Here is a 23,462-nt window from a genome sequence, read left to right as displayed (position 1 = left end):
TAACTCTAAAATTTGATGTGAATTTTAAACAGGTTTGCTAAATTCTACATGCACCGTATAGATTTCGTCTTCCTCATTATTAAGTGTCACTCCTGCACTTGCCGAACCATTAAACAGATTGGCACCAATTCCTGCTTTCCCCTCTTGGCTTGAAGAAAAAACAGTTTTCTTTTTCAGTTCTAACTCTGCACTAAGACATCCACCGTTTTCTCTTGCAAATACAATTGCCTCCCATGAAGGCTCAAATGATAACCAACTAAACTGTGATCTATCTATTTGAGTGTCTTGCTTCCATTGACGTTCAGATAATTTAATTACTCGTTTATTTGTATCAATTCCTATAGAGGCTGAATTAGTTGATATTTCGGCCTCGCCTGAACCGTAAGGAATGCCACCCTCCAGTTTTGCTCTTACTGAATTTGATTTTTTTTCTAAGCTTTCTTTATGAAATTCAATCTTGGTTGCACCTAGGGTTACAAATACTCTAACCATTTCGGCTTCACGTTCTTGTAGTAAAATATCATCAAGGTTATCACTTGGGATGTATAAGTTTTTTTTAGTTTCGTTATATTCTGAAAGTGGATGCCTAATATATGCTAAGTTAACTTGAGGGTGCCCAGGTTGAAAATGGTAATTTTTATGCGCTGCCATTTCTGGTGTTATGCTTATACGTTTTAAATATTTATCAAATGAATTTGCTGATTGTTTAAGGTTGACTGCTGAAATATCACCTTCATCTTTTTTTGAGAATAATTGATATAATGAGTATGCGGCTGGAGCTGCGTTAACGAGGACTGCAATAGGCAATGGGAGTAATCGGGCTGCTATAGCAAGTGATAAACTTGCAAATTGATTATTTAAAATGTTATTTTCTTTGTCTTCTATTTCTTTTCTGTTTTTTATCGCTGAGGCGTTTTTGCTATTCCTTGCCGTTTTTTCAAGTTCAATTTCTTCTCCGTTAGTAATTAAAGTGGTGATAATATCTTCAGTGGAGTTCTCATCAAATAGTTCTTCTTCTACAATGAATATTAAATTTTGCATGCCTTGCTTCCTATCATAATAAATGTGAGTGCTTGTGTTTTAGGAGACTACCTTTTTTATATCGATAACTCCATATGCATGTTGACCTCCTAAAGTCAAATCTGCTTCAAATTATTCAAAGGAGGCCGCGATAACGTCCCCAGTGTTGGCGTTGAAAATACAACAGTATTGCAGTGGGGTCTGCATTCCCAGCCTGTTGATTGCCTTAGCCCGTTGTCCAAATGCCTGCATCGTTCTCTTTGTCTCATCGTGCCATAGGTAAGTGTTGAAAACTGATTGCGCTTCGCTTTCCTGCCACACATGGCGAAAATTCGCTTTCTCATCCATTACCTGTTTGCACCCCTTGACCGGGTTGTGGTGCGTTTTCGCATAGCATTCCGGGCTGTTACCTGAACATAAGGCATTTTGTTTTGTTAGCGGTTGTTCTGCACCTACAGCGGAAAAGGCGCATACGCCCAGCACCAATGAGAGAGTGCCCAGAGCCCCCCCATGCAATTGCGCGAAGCGTGCTGATCTGCCGTTTTGATACAACATGAGCGACCACATTATAGCTGGCCTAGCTAAGCGCGGCTCCCGCTGCAATCGGTAATAAAAAGTCTGCTCCCGCCATGATTCCCTCACTTTCCAAACCACATCGCGCCTGATAGCGAACGCTGGTGATGCCCAACCGATGACGATCATCATACTTATCGGGTTTTAAATGTCCCTATTGGTGTTTTTTTTGAATCAACAAGGATTGTCATGATACAGGCGATGAATGCGAGTGACTAAGCTCGCTGACGTGAGGATGGATTCAAAATGTCTCATAGGGAGCGTGGCCTTACAGTGGTCAAAATTGCACATTCAGTGCATGAAAAAATCTCTGAGAATACAGTTTGGCGAGCGGGTAAAAGAACTGCGCATTGCCACCGGAATGAGCCAGGAAGCGTTTGCTGATCGGTGTGGATTCGCACGTAGCTATATGAGCCGCATTGAACGCGGTGGTTCTAATGCGTCTCTGGATGCGGTTGAGGTGCTGGCTAACGCTCTCAATGTTGAGCCGTGGCAGTTGTTAGCGTCTGACTCATCAGAAGATAACGATCCGGAACTGTTGGTTCCATACGCAGCCGATGGTTCCTGTTTTCACTCCGGTTTGGCGAGCACCCGTGATGGCTCGTTTGGCGTAGGTGATAAAGCGGCTCAGAAGCGTTTTGGCACGTTTTCTGAAGCTCTTGAGTATCTCCGTAGCATTGAGACAGCAAAATGGCGTAGGCCCAATGCCAGTGGCAACTGGGGCATTGTGTCAGCGGTGCGTTGGGACAAACTGAGAAAGTAGCGTCAGGTATAAGTTTATAAATTCTGGATTCTGTATGAATGAACAGTATATATAGACGATTGACTGTCCCCGGTTGAACATACTTCTTGCTTCTGGAAGGGCGAAAAAACCTCGAAATACAGGTGCGTTACATAGGCGTTCCGTATCACTTTAAGATAAAGAGAGACCATGACACAGCCAACTTTTAGAAGAGTCCAAAAAAGAAACCCTCATCAGTTATCTGTTGATCAACATATCCATGCGGCACACTGTATAAAAAAGTTTGCCAACGCAAACAACAAGATTTCCGTTTTTGATAAATCAGTTTCGCAATGGGTGCAGCGTAAGCCAGATGCCGCGATTTTTTGTGCAAAAAGAGCTTGGGATCAACGTGCTGAAAAAGGTTATATGAATAGTATAGAAACCGCATTTTTTGAGGTGATCGATAGTATTGATACCACCATCATAAATAGAAATCATGACGCTATAACTCGTTATTTCCATTTGTGGCGCCTTAGAGGGTCTGCAAGAGATGATGAGAAAAAAGATTTACTACTTAATGGTGTTACAGGAGGGGGGTTAACTATCGATCAGCAAGAGATTGTGGAAAGTAAGCACGCAATATTTATTGCAGAAGGTGGAGAACTTTCGCATCACTTCGCTAAAGGTATTGAGATACAAATGATGATCGATAAAGCTAGCCATTTCATGAAACCAATAAGATGGGGATTATGGACGGCTGCTAAGGGGGAGTTTTTAGCTGCTGATTACTATCCTGGAGATAGTGATGGTTTAACGCCTTTTATTCCAGTGTCTCCTCAGCATGTGTTCTTTGCTAATGCTCCAGATACTAAGATCAATGTTAATAAAGTACGTGAGTTAAATCGTATTTCTGTTGCATTTTCAAAGAACTATTACTTTTGCCGGAGTCTCGAAAACTGTCCGCTTTGAGGGATGGCATTGTAAGAAAGTTGTAGTTCCCCCTACAAAAATCTCCTACAATGCATCAAGTTTTTGTTAATAAATCCATGGGCTTACGAGATCTTTGGAGCGGGGGTGATTTCCCTTCGCCCGCTCCAGCATTTTCTCTCTCTTCATTTCCCTGCTTTCTGCAACGCATCCTTCACGTTTATATAATGACGCTTATTGCGGCCAGATTTTATTGCCGTTACAGCGGGCGGGTAAAGCGAAGCGTCGCGGCATTAGCACCGCCAGGCAGCACGTCGCCCGTCAGCACTGGTGCCGGAAAGCGATTAATTATGGGTGGTGTCCTGGCCGCCGAAGATATTGGCACGGCTGCTGGAAGAGCTGCCATCACTGTTTTTCGTATCCTGACCGTCGAAGATATTCGCGCGACTGCTGGAGGAGCTACCATCGCTATTTTGCGTGTCCTGGCCGTCAAAGATATTGGCACGGCTGCTGGAAGAGCTACCGTCGCTGTTTTTCGTATCCTGGCCGCCAAAGATATTGGCTCTGCTGCTTGAGGTTCTTCCGTCGCTATATTTCGTGTCCTGCCCACCAAAAATGTTAGAGCGGCTGCTGGATGTTGTGCCATCGTCATAGCGGCAATCCTCTCCGCCAAAAATGTTAGACCGGCAGCTGTCCGCCATCGCGCTATTCAGCGAGCCGGCAAACAGAAAAAAACCTAAAAACAGTGTCCTGGTATTCATAGCGTCTCTCTGAAAAGTGAGCTTATCTGCGGATATGGGAAATCTGAATCAGCACGAATTATGCCTGACACCGCCCTGATGTCATTCCCCTGGCTCTGGTAGTTATCGCAGCCCTTCCACACCTTCCGCCGACAGCGTCATAACCGTTTTCAGGCTCGTTTCAATGCTGCTCACAATCGCTTCTCGCGGGCCACTGCGCCACGCATCGCTGGCATAAAAGGCCTCCAGCACCGCAGTCATACTTTCCGGGCTGGCAAAAGCGCGGATCAGGCAGTAGCAATCGGGATCGTGCAATGAGTTGCCGAACCTCACGACATCAATGCCGTGGCGCTGATGAAGGGGAACGCTGATCTCCTGCATGATGGCGTGAAACGCCGCGGCGCTTCCCGGACGCAAGGTGTATTGTAATATTTCAACCGTCTTCACAATTTTCATCCCTATTAAGTGCCATCAGAGGTCAGTTATGAAAAGCATAACTATTCTTCTGGCGGCATAACTATTCATTCCAGGTATGGATTACTGCCTCATTCCGATGTTAACTTATGCTTCTGAATAGGGAGGGAGTGATGCTGGATATTACACATTTTGGGCTGTTTGCCCTGTCAGTTTTTCTGTTGTCGGTGACGCCAGGGCCGGACATGGCTTATGTCATCGGACAAAGCGTGGCTAACGGGCGTCGCGCCGGGGTGATCTCCGCGGCGGGGGTGGCGTTGGGCAGCTGTACGCATGCCGTGGCCAGCGCCGTCGGGTTAACGGCGCTCATCACCGCCTCACCGCTGATGTTTACGGTAATTAAATACCTCGGCGCAGCCTACCTGCTCTACCTCGGCAGTAAGATGATCCTCGGCACATTCGCCAGACCGCGCGCTGAGGGTGAGGAGAGTGCGCCCAGCAAAGGGAAAGTGACCACCCGCACGCTGCTCTCCCGTGGGTTTATCACCACGCTCACCAACCCCAAGGTGCTGCTCTTCTTTATCTCATTCTTCCCGCAGTTCGTGGTGGCGGATGGCGATCAGCATGCTGCCTCATTTCTTATTCTTGGCTTCGCTTACGCGCTAATTGCGTTCCTGACCGATATCACTTTCGCCCTGCTGGCGGGCAGCGCGGCGGGCGCGGTTTCGCAAAACAGAGGGCTGCAAAAGCTGCTCGACCGCATTGTCGGCACCACGTTTATTGCGCTAGGTATTCGGCTGGCGCTCACGAAGCGCTAAGGGTTAGAACAAAAAAAGCGCGCCGTTATTGCTTACCGGCGCGCTTTTTTTCTGTCGGAGTTACTTATCTCGTGGCGCCGTCACGATGGTAAATGGCGTGAAGTGGCGCGGCGTGATAAGCGAAAGAGGTAACCGCTTCTGCACGCCGTTGTCGACCTCAGCGAGCGAAGTAATGCGGATGCTTAACGTATCATCGCAATAGTGCTCCCCTTCAGCAGAGGTTGACTGATAGCGCGTGGCCTCTGAGGTGCCAAAGGGCGCAACGGCTAAGTGATCCACGCTCACGACTTCCTGGCGTGCGTTAACCAGTTCAATACCAATATCCAGCTGGCCGACCGGCTCCGTGCCGCTATCGAGAGTAAAAGTTGCGCTGCACATCCCCTGGTTAGCCCATACCGTATCCGAGTGCCAAATCTCAATGGCCAGCGCGGGTTTTAGCATCACAAAAGGCAGTAAAAACGGCCACAAATAACGGCGTGAGATCATCTGTTCCGTCCACTGTTAATCGGCATAGCCGTAGGTATCGTCATCACCGGTATCGCTCTCTTTCACAAGATTTTCACCGCGATAATTCGTGTTCAAAAAGCCGCCGTTAGTGCATTCGCGCTTCATAATGCGTTTTTTGCCCTGGTAAACTTTCAGGCCGGTGAACTCCCATCCTCTGCCCATCCCGCTATAGACCACATAACTGAAGTTGCCGTTAATAAAGCGGTAGTAGAGGGAGCCGCCCCCAGCAAAGGTCATCTCACCAACGCGGACCTGGGTTTTATCACCTTCGATGCGCGGTAGCGTCATCTCGACTTGCTCAATAGAGCCGTAATAGTAAGTCGGGACGTTATCCTTCAGGCGAATAACAACGCCTTTCTCATTCGGCAAATCACAGTTAAATATCAAATCCGGGTCGGGGATTTCCGCCTGCGCATAGGTTGCTACGGACATTGCAGCGAGCAATATCGCAATCATAGAGATGCGTTTCATCATGGGTTCCTGATAGTGTCATCCCGCCGACGCAGGCCGGCGGGCGAAGTTTATTGCGTCGCTAAGGTTTGCTGAAGTTCCGACAGCTGACCCTGCAATTTCTGCAGCTCCATCTGTTTTTCCATCTCGGAAGCGGAAGGGCGGTTTTGCGCCTCTTTCATCTTCTTCTCAAGCGCGGCGATCTGTTTTTGCACATCGGCCCGGCCTGCGTTTTTCTGCTTCAGCTGCGCAATCAGGTTATTCATCGAACGTTGCAGCGCCTGCTGTGATTTACGCTTGCTGGCGACGCTGGCATTGCTCTGCTGCTTCTCCTGTTCAATCGCCGCATAGACCGCGTTGAACTCCTTGTTTAACTGCTGCTCATGTTGCAGGGTCTGCTGCTTCTGCTCAACGCGCTTATCCCAGGTGCCGGAGTAGTTACAGTTAAATTTGGTAATAATGCTGACGTCGCCGGCGGTCGGGTCACAATCACGCGCATTTGTCGCGCAGCCAGCCAGTAACAGCGCGCTCAACATCATTAAAATCTTCTTATGCATAGCGTGATCCTCAGCTAACTTTCAGTGCGGTACGTTGGGTATAGAGGCTGTCGAGTTCACCCTGCAACGAGCCAATTTGATCGCGCATCTGCGCAATTTCAGCGTCGAGCTTCTTGGTATCGCCGCCGGTTCTGTGCATATCAGAGGAGATATCCTGCCACTGCTGCTGATGTTTTTTCATATCGGTCAGCGTGTTACGCAGATAAGCGATGTTGGCATCGACGCCTTTAACCTGCTGTTGCAGCGCATCTTTCTTCACTTTCCTTGCGGCAATGTCCTTCTCAAGCTTCGCCAGCGTCAGCTTGTCGCTGGCAATAACCGATTTCGCCACGTTAGTCGCATTCTGGATACGGGTGTTTTCCGCCTGGATATCGCGAATGGAGGCGTTCAACTGCTCCTCCTGCGAGGCATATTTTTTACGCTGGTTATCAAGGTAGGCGTTAGCACCAACCCCGACGCCGCAGCCTGCCACCGCGGCGGCAATCATGCACACCGCCTTATTGCTTGAGTTACTTGCTGCACAGGCCAGTGCGCCGAGCAGCGCGCCGCCAGCACAGGCCATGACGCCCGATTTATTAAAAAACTCGACGTCCTGGTTATTGGCTAAACGGGGATCGACACTCCCACTGCCGCCCATACCGCCCGAACTCTGGCAACCCGCCAGCACCACAATCAACCCAGCCACTACTGCTGTACGTAACCGTTTAAAAGCAACCATCACCACTCTCTCCTGAATGTCCTTAATTATTTTTTTTACAAGCGCTCAGCCACGCATCGCGCGCCACTTTGCCATCTTTCCAGTAGCCCTGAAGATTGCCCCAGTAGGTATTCAGGTAACCGTTTAGATTGGTTTTACCGCGCGCCGCCATCTGCTGCTGCACGACGGTCATCTGCGGATCGATCAGGCTCTTGTTATAGGTCGTGCCCATATCCACCAGCGTGTCGGCGTAATAGCTGGTGATAAACTCCAGCGCTTTTTTATGCTGATCGAGCTGCTCCTGGCGACGCGAACAGTTGGCATCGAGCTGGCTCCCGGCGGCACACGTTTTGCTATAAAGCTGATTAAGGCGATCGAGAAACTCGCCGTCATCTTTCATCTTGGTGCACAAAAAGGCGCCCAGTTGCAAAGAGGTGCGGATCGCCTGGTCGCGCTGCTCATCGCGCAGCTGGCTATTGGCTCGCAGTTCATTACGCAGCGACTCCAGCTCCTTTTTCACACCTTCATCCTGCACTTTGGCGGAGATGGCATTCAGGTTCTGTAATGAGTCCGCGCCTTCGCCCGGTTTCTTCGCCGCTTTGCTCTCGGTACCCAGCGCCTGCCACTCTTTTTCAATCTCTTTAATGCGATCCCGCGAGGTGAGGGTGGTTGAGACCAGTACCAGGCGCATGCCGTTCGCTTTGCTGCTGTTCTCACCTTGCGCGGTGTAATAGGGCTCTTCCCCGCGCAGCGAGCTGCGGATATCGGTCTGCGGCGTTAAGTAACTGCCGCCGCGCACGATATAGCCGCCCGCTTTGCCATGCAGGCGGTCAAGTTTATTTAAGCGAAACGGCTCAAACATCATTTCGCCAGCGTTACCAAGCATATCGTGCAGACCCAGCGGATTCGGTTTAAGCAGGCCGGTAAGCTGGAGTTTGTTATTCGCTGACTGCGCCCCCGCGAACCAGACATAGCCATTCAGGCCTTCCGGCATCGGGAAGTGGCGATCGCGAAACTCCGCCGAAGAGACAGATAGCCCGCCGCGCGCGGCAAACTCCCATTCGGTTTCCGTCGGCAGACGTAAAAAGCCTGGCTGCTTATCATCCTGCGGCAGTGCGTCCGGCTTCTCTTTTCGCAGCCACAGGTTGTATTTATCGGCAATCGACATGGCGTCCATCCAGCCGATATTGACCTTCGGCAGACGACCTTTGATATCGGGTTTGGCGCAATCACCGGAAAGTGCGCGATACTGCAAATCCGTCAGCTCATATTTGGCCATCAGGTAGTAACGGCCTTTCTCTTTCTTCTCTTGCGGGAAGCTACCGGCGATATGGTCCGGGCGTGACTGTTCGATATAGCCCCACTCGTTGCCCTCTTCGCCAAGCGTAATGCTGTAATCGGCTAACGGCTTATCCAGAGGAATAGCAACCTTACGAAACGCCATTGCGCCATCGCAGGGCAGCGGCAGGATCACATCATCGGCCAAGGGTTTTGGGTTCCAGAACTTCTCATCCCACGTTGCGTTTGCCGCGCAGGAAAAGCCTAACCCGGTCGCAGCCAGCGTCAGTAACAGGTTAAATTTCACGTAAACTCTCCGCAGGTTCGATCTTTAACGCCCGCAGCGCGCCAATCGCGGCAACGCCCAGCGCCACGGCCAGCACGCTCAGGAAGGCGGCGGCAAAGTGGCCAGGATCAAGGTGACAAACAAAAGCGCTTTCGGGGAGATTAGCGCCCAGAAGGTGGTTAAACAGCGCGCTGCCCGCGCCATAAATCAACAGGCCAGCAATAAACGCAACGCCCGTCAGGCAGAGCGCCTGGATCATGATAAACAGCGTCACCGCCTGGCGGCGAAAACCGAGCAGGCGCAGCACCGCCATATCTTTGCGTTTACGATCGATATTGGCGATAAACGCGCCAATAAGTGACGCAATGCAGCCCGAGGCCGAGATCCAGGCGATTACCGCGAAAATCACCCCCAGCACGCGATCGATGGCGCGCACCGCTTCAATCTGCGCGGCCTGGGTTATCGCTTCGATATGTTGCGACTCAAGCCATTGCGCCAGGGGGGCAACATCATCCAGCGTGGCGGCATAGAGCCGTGCGCGTGCAAAGTTATGCCGCTCGCGCGCGTTTTCACCGTCGGTAACGCCGAGCAGCGGCGCCTGGAAACCGTCGCGATAATCTTCCAGCGCCACCAGCAGAGGCAGGTCGACAAACAGCGCAGGGCGGGCAAAGCGCGCCTCGTCGAGAATGGCACCGACGCTGACGGAGAGCGATGTGCGCTGGTTCTGCCCGTCGCGTTTACGGCTGACAAACAGCCGGAACGTGTCGCCCGCTTTCACGTCGAGCTTACGGGCAGCGCTGTTGCTCAGTACCACGGTGCTGCCGTGCGGCAGCACTCCGCTCTCACGCAGCAGCGGATCGCCTTTCGCGGAAGGGATCACCTCTGCACCAGCGGCAAAATGTTGCCCGTCGCGCACCAGGTCTGCCTGGGTATTCAGCGATCGCGTAAGCGGTATTGAGAAGCCAACTTCCGGGCGTGCCGCGAGCGCGTTGAGCCACGCAAGATCGTAGTTACCGTTGCCGGTCATCCGCACTTCCCGCGTGCGTGGATCGTCAAGCAGATCGTGGCGCAGCTGGCTGACGATACCGTTTTTTAAGCCAAACAAGAGAAGTAGCGGGGCGATCACCGCGATCAGCGAGAAGACAATACAGAGCGCCACTTTTCGATCGTGGATCAGATCGCGCAGCGCCATATTCAGTAGTAGCCCCATCCTGGGGCGAGTTTCAGGCAGGCTGGAAGACACTTTGCCCCTCCTGCATCACGGCGCGATAACAGCGTAGATTGCACTCGCTCACCCGCTGCCAGTCATGGCTGACGATCACCGCCGCCATCTCCATTGCCCGCACCATCTCAATCATTAGCGCAAACAGGCGGCTGGCGTTATCGGGATCGAGCGCAGCGGTTGGCTCATCTGCCAGCAGCAGGCGCGGCTGGTGGGCGATAGCGCGCACAAACGCCACGCGCTGACGCTCGCCAATCGACAGGCGGGAAGGCAGCTGATGCAGCAGCGGCGTAATGCCGAGCCGATCAATCGCGGTCTTAAGCCACGGCGATTGCACCGTTTGCCCGACCAGCCGACGGGTGAGGGTGATGTTCTCCTGCACTGTCAGCCACGGCAGCAGCCCGCCGTGCTGGAGCACAAAGCCGAGATCCCGTGCGCGAATACCCGACAGCGCGGCTTCATCATTCGCGAGCAGCGCCGGGGTAAGATCCCGCTCGCCGAGGCGATACTCCGACAGCTGTTCCGGGCGCAGGATCGCGCCCATCATCTCCAGCAGGGTGCTCTTACCGCAGCCGCTGGGGCCGGTAAGCGCAACTACTTCACCGGGCGCCAGCGTCAGCTCCGGTAGCGAGACCCGGTAGCCCTGCGTGCCGCCGCGGCGGATCGCCATTTCGCGTATGTGTAGCATTACGGCAGGTTTTCCAGCGGCACAGGGTAGACGTTGTCACGCGGATCGCTGTCCGGTGCCAGCGAGATCCAGCGGTCAACATCCTGGTTATAGCGCTGGTAGTAGTTCAGCTTGGTATTGAGACGGCGAATAAACCGCTCCTGCTCAAGGCCATCCCAGCTCTTCCAGGTCTCTTCATCAAGGCTCAGTACTTCACTCAGGTACGGCAACCCTTCAATGTATTCACCCAGCAGACCCAATTCACCCAGACGTGTGGCGTTTTTGCTTTTCGCCTGGTTCGGATCGTTGCCCATCGTTGCGGCCAGCGAACGCAGGCTGGCGAACATATCGTCTGGCGAGATCAACCCTTCGTTGGCGGCATTGACGATCTTCTTCATCACATCACTCAGATCGCTCAGCTCGCTTTTGGTCAGCAGGACACGCACTTCGGTGGCGGGAATGTTCTGGTTCACTAAATCGCGGTCGCTGATCCAGGATTTAAACACCGGCGGTGCCTGGGTCCCCTGTTTTTCGCCGAGATAGGCAAGGCGCATCGCTTTGCTCAGCTTGTCCGCATCGCTCAGCAGCGGGTCGGCTTTCTTACCGGCATACTCTTCGCTGGCACCCAGCGCGCTGCCCGCCGTCTCTTCGCCGCTCCAGGCGGTTTTAATCTGGCCGGTGATGGCATTCGCCAGGCTATCGACCATAGCGCCGAAGTTGTTCACATCGCCGGAGTCGATCGGGTAGTAGAGCGGTTTATGCAGGAACGGGTTGAGCGTCAGATCCTGATACTGCGCCTCGGCGGCGGCATGGTTTTTCTTACCGCTCGGGGTTTTGAGATGCAGGGTATAGAGCGCCACACCACGGTAGGCCGCTTCCTGGCGAACCTGCGCGGCATCAAGATGCGTGGAGGAGAGGTTATCCCCGCCCTCCAGCGCGCCGGCGTCGGTAATCAGGATCACGTAACGCGCGCCAAACTGCGTCCAGTCGACCTTATCAAGCGCCGTCATCACGCCGCCATAAGCATCCTCTTCCACTTTGCTACTGGAGACCGTGGCTTGCTTCAGATCGTGTACTTTGGCGAGGAAATCTTTGCCATCTTTCACCGTGTTGGGGTCGACGTACATCTTGCTGTCATACTCCAGCCCCGGCACGGCTTTGACATTGGAGCGGAAGGCCACCAAACCAAACTTCACCTGATCCTGGAGATGCTCCTTTTCAATGCGCTGATAGATCTTATCGATCGCCTCTTTGGTGCGGTCGATATAGGGGCCCATCGAAATGGTGGAGTCGATTACAAACACTACCGACGCCGAAAAGCCCTTCATCATGTTCTTCTCGTCAGCCGCTTTTGCCGCTTTCTCCGGCGCTTTTTCACTGACCGAGGCGACATTAAGCACGCGCACCTGGAAACCGCTGTCGGTAAAGACATCGTCAGAGCCTAACACTGGCAGCAGATAGAAGTTTTTCTGCTGATCGACCATGTAATCCGGCTCTTTCGCCAGCACCTGCGGCACGGGTTTATTGCTCTTCAGATTGGCCAATAATGGATCGAGTGCGGCAGCCGGTTTTGGGTTATTCAGCAACGATTCGACGTCGCTCTTATCGCGGAAAAAGAGCATCGGGTGGCGACCCGCCGGGTTGGTAAACGCCAGCGTGAGCTGCATCTTCCAGTCGACGGTACAGGCGGCTTTAAGCCAGCCGGAAACATGACCGAAGCTATCCGGCCCGACCTGCAGCCACTCATCCTGGCCCTGCTTGCTGCGCTGATAAACGTAGAAGCGGCTAAACGCCGGCTGCTCTTTACCGGCCTCGCCCGCTTTCGGTGCCAGCTGGCAGCCCGGGTAGGTGAGAACACGCTGATAAAGGCTATGTTTCCCCTCCTGCAGCAGCGGTTTTTGATCGGCGGCGTGCGCGCCCATAGTGGCGGCCGTTAAGCACAGAAATCCGCCCAGCCAGACTCTCGTTTTCATCCTTTAATCCTATTTTTTCAGCTCGGCAAGACGGGCTTTCGCCCCGCTGTTTTGTGAGTCCTGGTTGACCACAATCTCGTACCAGTAGATGGCGGTTTGCGCATCCGGGCTAAAGCAACCCCCGCTCTGCGCGGTTTTCGGGTCATACTCTTCGGCATAACGCATCGCCATCTGGGTATCGCCAGACTGCGCTTTATAGGCGTACAAGCGTTGAGCGACATCACACTGCTTCGCCGCTTTTGCTTTCGCGATCACCTCCAGCAGTTGCGCACTGCTTGGCTGGCTGCGCAGGCACCCTTTCACAAATGCCAGTTCATTGCCTTTGGTCATCAGATCGTCGCCGCACGGGCCGCTGGCTTTCGCCGCGGCCGCAGGGGCTGCCGCAGGTGGCGGTGTCTCTTCGGCTGGCGCTTCGGGGCTACGCATAAACCACCATGCCGCAGCGGCGGCGGCGATCAGCAGCAGAAGCACCACCAGTGCAATAATCAGCCCTTTACCTCTCTTCGCTTTTGGCTCCTCGACAGGCTGCGGTGCAGGCGCCTCAGAAACCACCGGTGCGGGTTCCGGTACCGGTTGCGGCGTTGGCTCAACGGCAGGTGGCGTCGGCGGGGTGTCATTCAGGGAACGGGTGTTGACCGGCAGCGGGTTCTCGCCGCCCGCCTGGGAGCTGAGCAAGCCTTCGCTAATCATCAGGATCCCCATATCGCGCGAGGCGTCATCTTTGATGGCGATGCGATAGGCTGCCTGGCGGTTGGCCAGCAGGGGATCAACCAGCGACGGGCCGACCTGCACGGTGGGCACGCCCTCGTCAAGGGTGAGCGTCGGCAGCGCCAGAAAGACTTCCGCGCTGCTCCAGCCGCCATCGTTGTCGAGATAGAGCGAATCCTGGTTACGCAGCACCGAGATCATCACGCCATCCATGCCCCCTTTCCACGCTTTCAACAGTAGTTGCGCATAGCCCGGGATGACGGGCTGAAGGGCTTTAAGTTCGGGTTTGATCACCTGCTATTACTCCTGTGAAGTCTGAATCTGACGGATGATGGCGCCCAGTTTTTCGTTCTGCGCCACGCTGATCTCCCGACCGGCCGAGTGGCCCGCATTCTCGGTAATCAGCGACTCCAGCCCCACCAGCCAGTCGATAATGAACATGGCGGTGTAGTTCAGTTGTTGCGGCGTTAAACGCGCCAGACGCTCGTCGTCTTTCCACACCACGCTGTCGCACTGAGAGGGGCGGGTGAAAATGTGCTGATCCGGCATATTCAAGCGTGTCGGGCGTTTCGCTGCGGGTATCTCGAGGTACCCAAGCCAGGTAATAAAATCGCCCATCACATGCAGGATGCGCGACACCTGACGGTCCACCATCTGCTCCAGCAGCACGCCTGCCTGCTCGGTATTGGTCATCACCTCAACGAGCTTCTCTTCGATGCGCAGACGGAGCAGGGCGGTAATCAGTTCATCGGCCAGCGCGTCGATAATCGGGCGCGGTAAATTGATGTAGTTGAGCAACGCCGGGCTTTCCGACAAGCCACGCAGATGGTTGATCCAGTGCTGTACGCTCTGATGCGCGAAGGCAATTTCGTGGCTATAGGTCGTTGCCGCAGGTGCTTCAGCCCCAAAGGCAGCGCCAACACCGATATCGAAGATATCCAGCTCTTCAGGCGTCTCTTCCTGCACCGGCAGTGTGGTTTGTTGCAGATAGAGTGCCTGCAAATCGCGGCGCGTCGGCACCAGGCGCAGCAACAGCTCGCCGTGCATACCGCTGCGTTTTTTCAGCACATCCAGAATGTCGCGGGCAATCTGCGCCTTTTTCGCCGCATCCTCTTCGCCGTCTGGCTGATACCAGTTGCCTAAACCGCCCTCGATCAGCTCATCGCGGATCTCCTGCAACTGCTCGGCAATGCGCTCGAGCTTCACTTCCGGACGCGCAACGGTTGAGAGGTAATCAGCCATGCGGCGCATCCCGCCGTCGTTAAGCTCGAGCATCGCGTCCCAGGCTTCATCCGGCGAGGCGATATAGCGGTTAACCGCTTCATCTTCAAGGAAGGTTTTGCGCATCAACTGGAGCTGCGGCAGGTTCTCTTCGCTAAACGCCGCTTCGTTACCGTCGCTAATACGAATAAACGGCGTCTGCTGGCGCGGCTTGCGCACGAGGAAGGTGTTGTTAAACGCCTGGCCGCGCTGCCACTCCTGCATCCATTTGTACTGACCGAAGCGCTCGGTCATTGCCATTTTGATCATCCCGCCCAGCCCCCAGGACTGTCGCAGGATTGCCTCCTCTTGCGACAGCCCCTGGCTGATGCGCAGATCGAACATGGTCAGTGCCCAAATTAGCCCCGGCAGACGGCGGCCGCGCGCCTCGGCGTCGGCGCCCTGGGTGTAGCGGATCCACTCATCGAGCACGCCGCCCACTTCTTTCACATCCGACTGCTTGGTCGAGGCTGTACAGACCACCAGGACGTTCATCTCCTGGTTTTCGGTATAGCGCTCAAAGAGATAAGCGACTTTGCCACGTAAAATCAGCTGCGCCAGCGGGTTGCTCTCTTCGCTATTAACCGCGCGGCGAATGTCATCCATCGACTCAACGCCGAGGCGTCCGCGATAACCGGGGAAATCGAGCAGATCGACGGTTTCAAACAGCGGCTCGCGGGTCGAGGCGACCAGCGGGATATGCAACTCAACGGTTAATGCCGTTAATTCTGCCAGCGACAGGGTAACGGGCGCTGCGGCCAGGCCTTCCACCACCGGGCAGACCTCAATGCGGATATCGGTCTCTTTATTCAGCCGCTCCAGCATGTCGACATTCATAATGCTGTCGCGCTGCACCAGCAGGCCATTCTCTTCACTGACCAGCGTGCTTAACGGTGCCCACACTTCCTGCGCGCCGCCCAGCCGATGCAGGGTTTGCGCAAAACGGATATAGGCTTCGGTCAGCTCTGCCACCTCGCCCCATAACACGGAGAAGAGCTGGCCGCGATCCTCCGGCGTCAGCCACGGCGCCAGCGTAATCGCCTGCGGCCAGTAGTGCAGCGCTAAGCGGCTCTGGCTTTTTTCCGCATGGCGGCTCAGGTAATCCCACAGCGAGACGACATCATCTTCACTGATGCCCGCCACGCGGGTTGGGCGACGTCGTTTGGTCAGCGAGGCTAGCAGATCGTTGATGCGCCCTTCGTCATACTGCCAGTCAAATTTTTCCTGATTAAAATCATGGATAAAGGCGTTGGCGAGAATTTTGCCCATCTCGATTTCGCTAAACAGTTGCAGCGTCACCGGCCAGCGCTCGTCGCCGCCAACCTGACGGCGGCTAAAGCGCGTCACCAGGCCGGTTGCCTCTTTGCCGCCGCCCGGCGGGTTGATGTGGGTCAGAAAATCGAGCTGCTTACCGCCGAGGCGGGTCTCCAGCTTGCCGTTTTCACCCGCCGCCAGCGCGGAAATCAGGTAGGATTTGCCCGCCTGCGACAGGCCAAAGAAGCCGATGGTCATCGGTTTTGCCGCTGCCAGCGCCAGACGGCGCGCCTTGTTACGGCTGCGGCGGAGGTTAATCGTCAGACGGTCGGCTTCGGTATTAAGACGCGGCGCATCCTGGCGCACCGCGTTGATCCACTCAATCGCTTCACCGGCACCGCGTTCAACGCCCTGCCAGCCCTGGATAATTTGCTTCGAATTGATGCTGTTCATTAGCTCTTAATGCTCCCGCTATCCAGCCAGTACTGGCTTTCGCCCATGCCATTGCCAACCATCGTGTTTAACTGGAAGGTCACATCCTTGCGGCTGTAGTTTCGTCTGGCGTTCTCCATCTCCAGCGATTCAATACGGAAACGCTCCGGGCTCACAGCCTCTTCGCCGTTTCGCGCGCGGCCCTGTTCCGCCATCAGCTCAATACGCATCACCGCATCGCCGGCAAGTTCGCTGGCAAGGTTCGGATTGTTGATTTTCAGGGTATAGAGCGACGAGGCCGGCCAGCGCTCGTTATCCAGCTGGCGGAAACCGATACGCACTTCACCGCGCGCCTCAAATGGCTGGCCCTGAGGGAGCTGGAAGTCAGCGGCATCGAGGTCGATATCGCTGTAAAAGACGTTGCTGTCTTTGATGACGTTGTTGCCATCCAGCATGCCGAGGTAGCGGATCGTCGAGTAGGCGGTAAAGTTTGCCGCGCGGAAATAGAAGTTGTTGAGACGCGACTTCTCCGCCAGCAGGCAGAGCATCGCGCCGACCACCGCGGTGGATTTCGGATCGTCAATGCACCCTTTTTTGTTGAAGGGATACCAGCCGCCGGTTTCATATCCGTGCAGCGGCAGAACCCGCGTCGGCGGCACCGGCTGGAGCTGGCGAATCAGCGCCTGGATGCCCGGCAGGCGTGAAGGGCGTCCCGTTAACAGCAGCACATCGCAGTTGTAGTGCCAGAGCACTTCACACAGGGCGCGCAGGCTATGGCAGATGTTCATCCGACCGCTGCGTGGATCGATAAACTCATTATGCAGGCGGGCGAGATCGACCTCTAACGGCACATCGAGCAGTGAGAAGGGCGCTTCATTCGCCAGCTGGCCGGTACGCACCACGTCGTTAACGTAATCCTGCACTTTGGCGGTAGGCGTAGTGCCGGTGAGCAGTTCGCGGAAGGTATAGTTGAGGACTTCGCGGCCACTCTCCGGCTTGTACTCTTCATATCGATGAAGAATGGCCAGCGCCAGCGGCGAGAAGATTTGCAGCGTCAACTGCTGACGCAGCACCTGCTTGCCCGCTTCGATCGCTTCGCTGCCGAACAGCTGCGACATCATCGACTCTGCCGCGATATCGCTGTGGCCGACTTTCATCATCGCCGCTTTTACGGCTGGCTGGAGATAGAGACGGATGACATCCAGCAGAATGTCGTCGCCCGCCACTTTGAAGCCTTCACGGAAGAGCTGTTTCGGTGTAATACGCACGTTAATGCCTTTACCGTCATCCAGCGTATAGCGTGTGATCACCAGATCGGTGGTGCCGCCGCCAATGTCGATGGAGGCGATCTTCAGGCTGCGTTGTTCCCCTTCCGCCTGCTGATTATCGGGGCGACGGGTGGCGGCAAAAAACTCATCGGTGCGGCCACCGAAATTGGTCTGCGTTTCGTTATAGAGATAGACCAGCTGTCCGCAGGTCGCTTCATCCCACTTCACATGAACGCCGGGGTGCGGCTGCTTCGCATTGCCGCTCTCTTCGCCGTCGTAATCCATCTCTTCCCACTCCAGCGATTTCCACACCAGGCGGATAGCGTCATGCATGCAGGCTTCAAAAATGGCGCGCTCTGGTTTCGGCATCGCCGGCGGTACGGTCAGGATCACGTTGCGTAAACGACGCGGATGGCTGGCGTGGCTCATCTTCAGGCGCTGCGCCGGGCTGTTGATCTGCATTAACGCCTGGCTCAGCACTTCTGAGAGCATCATGGTCATCAATGAACTGCGGCTGTAAACCGGCGAGAAGACCGGCATCCGCTCATCTTCATTGAGGCGAATCAACAGCTTGCCATGATCGTTGAGCATATAGAGCAGCGGTGCGGCGGTTGCCAGCGGTTCACGATCCGATTTGACAAACGCCTGGCTGAAACGCCAGCCCGGAGAGTAGGGCTGATCGTCCCACAGATAGCGTTTCGGGCTGGAGAGGCCGGTTGAGCCTTCGGTGCCTAAACGCTGCGCCGCCATGCGGAAAGCCTCACCGCCGACACGGCCGATGGTCGGCCAGGTAAAGGCGTCGCTGCGCCCGCTTTTCGACGAGAAGTCCTGCTTGCCAAACTCCGCCTGCGCGAACTCCAGTCGGCTCTCAAATGGCTCGTTATAGACAAACTGCGGCTGGCTCAGATCGCGCAATTGCAGCTGATAAAGCTGGGAGAGGCCTTTGTTATCCGCCGCATGCTCCTCAATTAGCACGCCGCAGCTGCGTGAGTTGCCAATATCCAGCACCAGGTCGACGGGGATCGCGGTATCACGAATTTTCACGTCATTGAGCTGTACTTCTGGAATGGCGATGGTCTTTTTCAGCACCTCGAGCAGGTTAAGGAAGTGCGCCTGATGCTCTTTCAGCCCCAGCTTCTCTTCGGTGTCTTCAGGGTGCTGACGCAGCACAGCGTGTGCCTGCCTGGTATAGATATCGTTCAGCCACTCCTCAATCCATGGAAGAGTCAGGAAGTCGCCCATCTGGTGCGGTAAGCAGGCCAGCGCAAAACCGGCCCCGGAACGGACATCATCTTCGCCGGGTGCCAGGTATTGTGTATGTTCGCGGTCGGGAAAGATTTTGGTATCGAAAATCAGCGTTGCACGCCAGGTGTTGCCTTTCTCGTCCGGCTCCGGCAATTGATGAAACTGCACGCGCGACCAGTTAGTCGGCCCGTGAGAAAAGCCGCCCGGCGGGTTGAAGCGAAAGAAGGGCAGCGGCAACCAGATCCCCGCATAAAGGTTCAGGGAATCTTCAATTGCCAGCGCATACTCCGGCTCGGCGTTGCGCGGCGTTTCGCCGTCTGGCGTCGGGACCTGAAACTTGTCGTCACGCTCGTTGTAGATAAGGCGCAGCACCGCACCTTCGCCCTGCTGGCGCAGAAACTCGCCGTAGGCTTTACGCGCGGGCAGGGAGAAAGCGAAGTCGAGGAACTGAATCCCGCTGTCACGGATAAGTTTGACCTGTTTTTTAAAATCAGTGAGCTCAGCCAGCATTTAGTTACTTGCCTCCTGCTTCATCGAAAGGGGGAAAAGGGTACTGGTGCCGTAGCTGCCTTTACAGTCGGCAACGCTCTTAGCACCGGGCGCACAGACGATCTCCGGCATCTGGTAAACCGAGCCATCGGTACATTGCGCTTCACCCTGGTTATTAATGGCCAGCTTGCCGGCCTGGATGGCGGCATTGACCGCGCCGCGGCAGGAGACGCCATCGCCGCGCACCATCTGCACTTCACCTTTGCCATCTTTAATCTGGTAGTTGAGGCTCAGCGGCTTGCCGGTACGCTGATCCTGGATGCCTGCGCCTGCGCGCCATTGGCCATTGAGGAAATCGGTACGCCCCTGCGCCAGCGCTTCCGGCGGCAGGCTTAACGGGTTTTTCACCTCCACCGGCGCGGTAGCATTGCCCGCGGTAGCGTTGGGTTCCGCCAGCGCCGGGTCGTTCACCTGCGCCTCTGGCGTCACGGGCTCAACGCCAGCTTGCGCAGGCTCGCTGCCTGTTTCAGGCGCGACCGGCACGGCGGGATCGTTAAGGGCGGCGGCGTTTTCCGGGGTAGCTGTGGCGCGCTCTTCATCATTCAACGGGCCGATGCCCGCCGTGCTGCCGCTCACCACTGGCGCAGTCACGCCCTCGGTAGTGCCAACAACACGTTCAGAGGAGGTGACGGGCAGGGTGGCGCCATTCTCCGCAACCGGAAGGTGCGCATCAGGCAGTGCCGGTTGCTCAACGCTAAAGCCAGGAATAGTTACGCCGGGTACGCAGCCGCGCAGCAGCCACAGCAGCAGAAGTGCTAAAAGAAGCAGCGGTAACAGCCAACATAACCACGCGGGCAGGATCCACCATCCGCGACGCTTCGGCGGCGTTACCACCGGCTCGTTGATCGGCGGCGCGCTGTGCTGCGGGGCCGCGGGCGTAACGGGTTTCGGCGGACGTAAGCAATCCAGCGGATCGATCCGTGCCTGATGGCGGGCGTTGACGAATCCCCAGAAGCTGATCACCGGCTTGCCGTTGACCAGCCAGACATGCTCGGGATCGGGAAATTGCAGGGTTTTTTCCAGCAACTTACCAAACAGCTGCTGCTCCGGCTGGTTGCTCTGGGCGAAATCCTGGCTGAGCTGGCGCAACGTGGCCTGCGTGGTTTCCAGCTGCGCCAGGGCGCTTTGACGTTCGCTCTCCGTGGCCGCTGACCAGGGAATGACATCGCCGGGAAAAGGGGCATACCAGTCAATACGTTCGCCGTGTTCACTAATTTGCGGAATGGCGAGCACATCGGCCGCCGCGCCCTGTTTGCGCAGGCGAAGCGTTTCGCGCAACTGCAGCGCAGAAATATGGACAGCCTGCCCGTTTTCGCCCATCGACTGATATTTATTGAGCTTGTCACTGCACAGAAACATCTCTTTCACGTTGGCAGGTCCTGTGTTTTCTAAAAGATAAAAATGAGCAGAATTAACCCTTGCTACGCTATTTCAGCGAGGTTTAAATTGCTCATCTCAGCATGGGAAAATGCGAAAACGGTAAAGCGTTATCGGCGTTAAGCGCATTTTATTTAGCACTAAGGGAAATTTTTCGCGGCCATTTATTGCGCCAAAAAAATACCAGCGTGCCTAATAGTTTCTCCTGGTGAATATTATTCGCAGCCCTCAGGAATATATTCTTGCATCGCCTTTTTCATGATCTGCTTAAATTCCCGGGTATTGTTTACAGCAAAAACTTTGCCGCCGGTGCTGCTGGCAATACAATTTCCTGCGCCGGTGCTCATAATATCGACGACATTTACCTGCAGGCGCGGTTTACTCTTTTTCAGCTCGCGGGCAACCTGGCAGGGATCGCCGCCGCAGGTTTCATCTCCGTCAGAGACCAGCAAAATGATCGCATCGCGGTTCACGCCATCCACCTTTTTGCCCGCCAGCGCTAAGGCTTCGGCGAGAGGCGTTTTACCGACCGGTTGAATACCTTCAATCCGCTTTTTCAGCGCCGATCGCTGGGCAAAGGGGAAGCTGGGCGACAGGGAGACCTGACGGCAGTTTTCCGCCGCCACCAGGCTGATGTTCATATCGCGCGGGATAGTGTCAATAATGCCTTTGGCCGCGTTACGCGCCAGCGAGATACGGCGCGGTTCACGTTCGATATTCTCGACATATTTCCCCTGGTTCCAGCTGATCAACTCATCCTGCGTGGCATCCATGGTGATGGCCATCGAACCGGAGGCGTCCATAATCACCACCATTTCAGGGGCTTGCTGTTGGGTTCGCTGCGCCGGGCAGACCGCTTTGGTGGGTTTTACCGGCGCTTGCGGCGCGGGTGCCGTTTCAGGTTTCACCGGCTCGCCGGGCGTTACAGCTGGTGGCGCGGGCGTGACGGGTGCTGCTGTTTCGTGCAGTGGCGAACAGCGTGACAGCAGCAACAGAATCAGGGCGATAAGCAGAGCCAGAAGTAAAAGCCACGGCCACCAGCGACGCGCCGCGACGGCAGGTACCACGGCAGCGGCAGTGGTTGCGGCAGCAGCGGCGCGGGGTGCGCCATCCGCAGGCGGAACGATGACCGGCTGGCCGTCGATCACCCACACCTGCTCAGGTGCAGGAGAGTGGGTGGCCGCCTGTAGCAGGCGCAGCATTGTTTCTGGTTCGCTCCCGCTTTGCGCCAGTTTCTGATGCAGTGCCCGAACGCTGTCGAGACGCTGTTCCAGCACGGCGCGGGCGCGGCTCTGCTCGGTTTCACTCAGATCGAGTAAGCAGCGCGGCTGACCATTAATATCGCTATACCACTCAACGGCACCATCATCGGCGATAACCGGGCGGGCATATAAATTTTGGATAGAGGCGGGTAAATAGGTTTCGAGGAGCGTACGAAAAGGCGAAAATGACGTGGCATAATCGGTTAATTCAACTGACGGTTTAACGATCCTTGTTATTCTTATCATTTATATCATTACGCTATCAGTTATTCATACGTGACTATCCCATTTGACTGAAAGGGTAATGAGTATAATCTTAAATACAACCTACCAGAAATAAGGAGTAAACAATTGCGTTGGGAGAAACGTATGATATTTTGCCGCTAATAGGCTTTTATTATCCGAATAACCCCGCAGGCAGTCTCAATTATTGGCTCACATCATTTTTTCCACTTCCCTCAGCCAGTCGGGCAAATAGCTGCGATACCAGTGCTGAAAACGCGGAAAATCCGCTTTCTGTCGCTTGTGAAGGAGTGTAATCACTTCGCTGACAATCCACGCTTTCGCTAAGGCAATATCGCGTGTGAGATCGTTTTCTGACCGCGGATTAAATCGGCAGTAGCGCGCCGCGAGGTGTCGATACTCTTCAGGCGTGCCCATGCCTTTAATCAGCGGGGCTAAATCAATGGCCGGGTGACCGGTGCTGAACCGCTCCCAGTCAAACAGCACAAACTCGCCGTTCTCGCGCTGCCCCCAGTTGCCGGCGTTACTGTCGCCGGAAATCAGGCCCGCTTCAGCAAACAGCCTGTCGCTGTCGCGCTGGCAGCGGCGCAGCGCTCTGGCGGCTGCTTCCGGCAAAGCGAGCAGGTGCAGGCTCAGCGCCAGCTGCGCGTCGGGCCAGCGATGGGGGTGATAGTGCCAGTTTTTATCCGGCGCAAAGCGGTGTAAGCGCGCCAGCATCGACACGATGGCGTCGTTTGCGACATTTTGCTGGCTAACAGGGTAGGGGATCGCTTCAAGGGTGAGGACGCGCGTGCTGGCATCGGCTGCCAGCAAGGCTGGAGTAAAAATTTCCGCGCGGTTTAGCTCGGGCGCAACCTGGTGGTAGAAGGCGTACTCAACCTCGCTGACCGGCGCTTTCTCAATCACGGCTATTCCGGCGGTGTTAACCCGCTTCACCACCCGCGCGGCACCCATTTGCGCCAGATTCTCTGTTGTCATCGATGCTCCACGGTAAGGACATGGCGATAACGG

Annotated in this window: 20 protein-coding genes and 1 pseudogene; 3 read left to right on the top strand and 18 right to left on the bottom strand. The window is 55.1% G+C overall.

The genetic code is table 11. The features are described 5' to 3' along the window. Nucleotides 1-24: 24 nt before the first annotated feature. Together IAE50_RS03660 and IAE50_RS03655 are read right to left on the bottom strand one after the other, a co-directional pair. A complete protein-coding gene (locus IAE50_RS03660; RefSeq protein WP_200579602.1) occupies nt 25-1,041 on the bottom strand; it encodes a hypothetical protein in 1,017 nt (338 codons plus the stop codon). 111 nt (nt 1,042-1,152) lie between these two features. Then, nucleotides 1,153-1,585, bottom strand: a pseudogene (locus IAE50_RS03655) (hypothetical protein). 306 nt (nt 1,586-1,891) lie between these two features. On the opposite strand from IAE50_RS03655, the gene IAE50_RS03650 reads away from it, so the two are divergent. Together IAE50_RS03650 and IAE50_RS03645 are read left to right on the top strand one after the other, a co-directional pair. Next, nucleotides 1,892-2,356 (top strand): helix-turn-helix domain-containing protein, encoded by a 465-nt coding sequence (locus tag IAE50_RS03650; RefSeq protein WP_200134958.1) that lies wholly within the window; start codon nt 1,892-1,894, stop codon nt 2,354-2,356. A gap of 168 nt (nt 2,357-2,524) precedes the next feature. Then, nucleotides 2,525-3,286 (top strand): hypothetical protein, encoded by a 762-nt coding sequence (locus IAE50_RS03645; protein WP_200579601.1) that lies wholly within the window; start codon nt 2,525-2,527, stop codon nt 3,284-3,286. Between the two features lie 302 nt (nt 3,287-3,588). On the opposite strand, the gene IAE50_RS03640 is transcribed toward IAE50_RS03645, so the two are convergent. Beyond that, on the bottom strand, nt 3,589-4,005 hold the full coding sequence (locus IAE50_RS03640) for a hypothetical protein (protein WP_200134960.1): 417 nt from the start codon (nt 4,003-4,005) through the stop codon (nt 3,589-3,591). 102 nt (nt 4,006-4,107) lie between these two features. Beyond that, nucleotides 4,108-4,431: an NIPSNAP family protein gene (locus IAE50_RS03635; RefSeq protein ID WP_200134961.1), complete on the bottom strand. Its 324-nt coding sequence runs from the start codon at nt 4,429-4,431 to the stop codon at nt 4,108-4,110. 140 nt (nt 4,432-4,571) lie between these two features. On the opposite strand from IAE50_RS03635, the gene IAE50_RS03630 reads away from it, so the two are divergent. After that, a complete protein-coding gene (locus IAE50_RS03630) occupies nt 4,572-5,216 on the top strand; it encodes a LysE family translocator (RefSeq protein ID WP_200579600.1) in 645 nt (214 codons plus the stop codon). A gap of 60 nt (nt 5,217-5,276) precedes the next feature. Here the strand turns inward: IAE50_RS03630 and IAE50_RS03625 are convergent, their stop codons facing one another. From IAE50_RS03625 to IAE50_RS03560, 14 genes are all read right to left on the bottom strand, one after another. Beyond that, nucleotides 5,277-5,702 (bottom strand): IrmA family protein, encoded by a 426-nt coding sequence (locus IAE50_RS03625; RefSeq protein ID WP_200579599.1) that lies wholly within the window; start codon nt 5,700-5,702, stop codon nt 5,277-5,279. 15 nt (nt 5,703-5,717) lie between these two features. Further along, nucleotides 5,718-6,194 carry a hypothetical protein gene (locus IAE50_RS03620; protein ID WP_200134992.1) on the bottom strand — a complete coding sequence of 159 codons (477 nt, stop codon included), beginning with the start codon at nt 6,192-6,194 and terminating at the stop codon, nt 5,718-5,720. Nucleotides 6,195-6,244: 50 nt separating this feature from the next. Next, the gene (locus IAE50_RS03615; protein ID WP_200134964.1) at nt 6,245-6,730 is read right to left on the bottom strand and encodes a hypothetical protein; all 486 of its coding nucleotides are present in this window, start codon (nt 6,728-6,730) and stop codon (nt 6,245-6,247) included. Between the two features lie 10 nt (nt 6,731-6,740). Continuing rightward, on the bottom strand, nt 6,741-7,448 hold the full coding sequence (locus IAE50_RS03610; RefSeq protein ID WP_076769169.1) for a hypothetical protein: 708 nt from the start codon (nt 7,446-7,448) through the stop codon (nt 6,741-6,743). 22 nt (nt 7,449-7,470) lie between these two features. After that, nucleotides 7,471-9,012, bottom strand: coding sequence for an SUMF1/EgtB/PvdO family nonheme iron enzyme (locus tag IAE50_RS03605; protein WP_200579598.1), 1,542 nt, complete (start codon nt 9,010-9,012; stop codon nt 7,471-7,473). Continuing rightward, nucleotides 9,002-10,234, bottom strand: a complete 1,233-nt coding sequence (locus IAE50_RS03600; protein WP_200579597.1) for an ABC transporter permease — start codon at nt 10,232-10,234, stop codon at nt 9,002-9,004. The genes IAE50_RS03605 and IAE50_RS03600 overlap by 11 nt, the downstream gene beginning before the upstream one ends. After that, nucleotides 10,215-10,901 (bottom strand): ABC transporter ATP-binding protein, encoded by a 687-nt coding sequence (locus IAE50_RS03595; protein ID WP_232045217.1) that lies wholly within the window; start codon nt 10,899-10,901, stop codon nt 10,215-10,217. Before IAE50_RS03595 ends, IAE50_RS03600 begins: the two co-directional genes overlap by 20 nt. Then, complete coding sequence (locus IAE50_RS03590; RefSeq protein WP_200579596.1) at nt 10,901-12,853, bottom strand: vWA domain-containing protein; 1,953 nt, start codon at nt 12,851-12,853, stop codon at nt 10,901-10,903. Before IAE50_RS03590 ends, IAE50_RS03595 begins: the two co-directional genes overlap by 1 nt. 9 nt (nt 12,854-12,862) lie before the next feature. Then, entirely contained in the window at nt 12,863-13,855 is a 993-nt protein-coding gene (locus IAE50_RS03585) for a hypothetical protein (protein ID WP_200579595.1), read from the bottom strand. 6 nt (nt 13,856-13,861) lie between these two features. Then, nucleotides 13,862-16,528 (bottom strand): putative virulence factor, encoded by a 2,667-nt coding sequence (locus IAE50_RS03580; protein ID WP_200579594.1) that lies wholly within the window; start codon nt 16,526-16,528, stop codon nt 13,862-13,864. Further along, nucleotides 16,528-19,530 carry a virulence factor SrfB gene (locus tag IAE50_RS03575; RefSeq protein ID WP_200579593.1) on the bottom strand — a complete coding sequence of 1,001 codons (3,003 nt, stop codon included), beginning with the start codon at nt 19,528-19,530 and terminating at the stop codon, nt 16,528-16,530. The genes IAE50_RS03580 and IAE50_RS03575 overlap by 1 nt, the downstream gene beginning before the upstream one ends. Beyond that, the gene (locus IAE50_RS03570; RefSeq protein WP_200579766.1) at nt 19,531-20,928 is read right to left on the bottom strand and encodes an SrfA family protein; all 1,398 of its coding nucleotides are present in this window, start codon (nt 20,926-20,928) and stop codon (nt 19,531-19,533) included. Nucleotides 20,929-21,161: 233 nt separating this feature from the next. Beyond that, a complete protein-coding gene (locus tag IAE50_RS03565; protein WP_200579592.1) occupies nt 21,162-22,454 on the bottom strand; it encodes a VWA domain-containing protein in 1,293 nt (430 codons plus the stop codon). 189 nt (nt 22,455-22,643) lie between these two features. Then, nucleotides 22,644-23,429, bottom strand: coding sequence for a phosphotransferase (locus tag IAE50_RS03560; RefSeq protein ID WP_200579591.1), 786 nt, complete (start codon nt 23,427-23,429; stop codon nt 22,644-22,646). Nucleotides 23,430-23,462 lie beyond the last annotated feature (33 nt).

Origin of the sequence: Kosakonia sp. S42, assembly GCF_016624785.1 — a bacterium.
In the GTDB taxonomy this organism is placed as follows: Bacteria; Pseudomonadota; Gammaproteobacteria; order Enterobacterales; family Enterobacteriaceae; genus Kosakonia; species Kosakonia cowanii.
The sequence above is the reverse complement of the archived record's forward strand: the minus strand, read 5'-3'. Positions and strand labels throughout refer to the sequence as shown.

Bases quoted from the DNA above. Each gene is read 5' to 3' on its own strand.
- IAE50_RS03660 (WP_200579602.1), bottom strand. From the start codon at position 1,041: ATGCAAAATTTAATATTCATTGTAGAAGAAGAACTATTTGATGAGAAC.
- IAE50_RS03650 (WP_200134958.1), top strand. From the start codon at position 1,892: ATGAAAAAATCTCTGAGAATACAGTTTGGCGAGCGGGTAAAAGAACTG.
- IAE50_RS03645 (WP_200579601.1), top strand. From the start codon at position 2,525: ATGACACAGCCAACTTTTAGAAGAGTCCAAAAAAGAAACCCTCATCAG.
- IAE50_RS03640 (WP_200134960.1), bottom strand. From the start codon at position 4,005: ATGAATACCAGGACACTGTTTTTAGGTTTTTTTCTGTTTGCCGGCTCG.
- IAE50_RS03630 (WP_200579600.1), top strand. From the start codon at position 4,572: ATGCTGGATATTACACATTTTGGGCTGTTTGCCCTGTCAGTTTTTCTG.
- IAE50_RS03625 (WP_200579599.1), bottom strand. From the start codon at position 5,702: ATGATCTCACGCCGTTATTTGTGGCCGTTTTTACTGCCTTTTGTGATG.
- IAE50_RS03620 (WP_200134992.1), bottom strand. From the start codon at position 6,194: ATGAAACGCATCTCTATGATTGCGATATTGCTCGCTGCAATGTCCGTA.
- IAE50_RS03615 (WP_200134964.1), bottom strand. From the start codon at position 6,730: ATGCATAAGAAGATTTTAATGATGTTGAGCGCGCTGTTACTGGCTGGC.
- IAE50_RS03610 (WP_076769169.1), bottom strand. From the start codon at position 7,448: ATGGTTGCTTTTAAACGGTTACGTACAGCAGTAGTGGCTGGGTTGATT.
- IAE50_RS03595 (WP_232045217.1), bottom strand. From the start codon at position 10,901: ATGCTACACATACGCGAAATGGCGATCCGCCGCGGCGGCACGCAGGGC.
- IAE50_RS03590 (WP_200579596.1), bottom strand. From the start codon at position 12,853: ATGAAAACGAGAGTCTGGCTGGGCGGATTTCTGTGCTTAACGGCCGCC.
- IAE50_RS03580 (WP_200579594.1), bottom strand. From the start codon at position 16,528: ATGAACAGCATCAATTCGAAGCAAATTATCCAGGGCTGGCAGGGCGTT.
- IAE50_RS03575 (WP_200579593.1), bottom strand. From the start codon at position 19,530: ATGCTGGCTGAGCTCACTGATTTTAAAAAACAGGTCAAACTTATCCGT.
- IAE50_RS03570 (WP_200579766.1), bottom strand. From the start codon at position 20,928: ATGTTTCTGTGCAGTGACAAGCTCAATAAATATCAGTCGATGGGCGAA.
- IAE50_RS03565 (WP_200579592.1), bottom strand. From the start codon at position 22,454: ATGATAAGAATAACAAGGATCGTTAAACCGTCAGTTGAATTAACCGAT.
- IAE50_RS03560 (WP_200579591.1), bottom strand. From the start codon at position 23,429: ATGACAACAGAGAATCTGGCGCAAATGGGTGCCGCGCGGGTGGTGAAG.